A 1,004-nucleotide genomic window follows, 5' to 3' on the forward strand; every position below is an offset into this window, starting at 1 on the left:
GCGGCCACGGCATCGGCCGCGCCAAGCACGAGGCGCCAGGCGTGCGCAACGAGGGCCGGCCCGGTCGCGGCCTCACGCTGCGCGCGGGCATGACCATCGCCATCGAACCGATGTTCCACGCCGGCGGTCGCGACGAGTACCGCACCGCCGAGGACGGCTGGGCCCTGCACACCGTCGACGGCAGCCGCGCCGCCCACGTCGAGCACACCGTCGCCGTCACCGAGGACGGGCCGCGCGTCCTCACAGCCCCCCGGCTGCCCGCAGCACCGCGCCGGACGTGAACGACGCCGCCTCCCCCAGCAGCCAGGCGACCGCCTCCGCGATCTCCTCCGGTTCGCCGGGCCGGCCCAGCGGGATGCTCGACGCCACCCGGTCGGGCCGGTCCGGCACCCCGGACAGCTCGTGGATCGCGGTGCGGACCGTCCCGGCGGCCACCGCGTTCACCCGGATCCCGCGCGGGCCCAGCTCCTTGGCCAACCCCACGGTCATCGCGTCCACCGCGGCCTTGCTCGCCGCGTAGTGCACGTACTCGCCCGGCGAGCCCAGTGTCGCCGCGGCCGAGGACACCGACACGATCGAGCCGCCCGCCACCAGGTCCCGCGCCGCCCGCCGCGCGCACAGCAGCGCGCCGACCACGTTGACCTCCACCACCCGGCGCAGGTCCTCGACCCGCGCGTCCGCCAGCGGGCCCACCGGGCTGGTGATCCCGGCGTTGATCACCACCCCGGTCACCTGCCCGAGGTCGGCGGCGGCGTCGAACAGGGCGTCCACGTCGGCTTCGTCGGACACCTCCGCCCGCACCGCGATCCCGCCCACCTCCCGCGCCAGCGCCCGCGCGGGCTCCGCCGCGGCCCGGTAGCCGATCACCACCCGGTGCCCGTCGGCCGCCACCCGCCGCACCACCGCCGCGCCGATGCCCCGACCACCGCCGGTCACCACGACCAAGCCGGCCACGCCGCCACCTCCCCGTCCAGCACGTCCCGTCCGGGCACCAGCATGCCCGC

2 protein-coding genes are annotated in these 1,004 nt (G+C 77.5%); one reads left to right on the forward strand and one right to left on the reverse strand.

Going from position 1 to position 1,004, the window contains the following annotated elements; all coding sequences use genetic code 11:
• On the forward strand, window positions 1–281 hold a 281-nt coding region (locus AB0G02_RS42315; protein ID WP_360806862.1), incomplete at its 5' end, for a M24 family metallopeptidase.
• Here AB0G02_RS42315 and AB0G02_RS42320 read toward each other — a convergent pair.
• On the reverse strand, window positions 241–954 hold the full coding sequence (locus AB0G02_RS42320; RefSeq protein ID WP_360806865.1) for an SDR family oxidoreductase: 714 nt from the start codon (window positions 952–954) through the stop codon (window positions 241–243). The two genes, AB0G02_RS42315 and AB0G02_RS42320, sit on opposite strands and share 41 nt — an antisense overlap.
• Window positions 955–1,004: the final 50 nt, after the last annotated feature.

It is taken from the genome of Actinosynnema sp. NPDC023658 (assembly GCF_040639995.1).
Taxonomy (GTDB): domain Bacteria; phylum Actinomycetota; class Actinomycetes; order Mycobacteriales; family Pseudonocardiaceae; genus Actinosynnema.